Origin of the sequence: Streptomyces bicolor, assembly GCF_000719285.1 — a bacterium.
Taxonomy (GTDB): Bacteria; Actinomycetota; Actinomycetes; order Streptomycetales; family Streptomycetaceae; genus Streptomyces; species Streptomyces bicolor.
Genome location: NZ_JOFS01000153.1, coordinates 1 through 232 on the forward strand (window position 1 = coordinate 1; position 232 = coordinate 232).

Sequence of the window (232 nt, forward strand, 5' to 3'; positions counted from 1 at the left end):
AGCCAAGTGGACGTGCAGGTTGTAGACGACGTGGCGGCCTGTGCGTACATCAGGGTTCGGATTCCATCGGGGTGACATGAACCAAGCGATAGAGTGATCACGTGAAGGCGGAACTCGGCCTGGTGAAGCGGCAGTTCGGGCACCGTGCCCGGCTGGCGCTCAGCCCTGCCGAGACCCGGGTCGTTGACGAGCAGGCGCACGCGGCCCGGACGATGTGGAACTGCCTGCACGC

At 65.1% G+C, this 232-nt stretch carries 1 pseudogene; it reads right to left on the reverse strand.

Going from position 1 to position 232, the window contains the following annotated elements:
- Positions 1–78 (reverse strand): annotated as a pseudogene (locus tag IF78_RS51085) (IS200/IS605 family transposase); the annotation flags it as partial.
- Positions 79–232: the final 154 nt, after the last annotated feature.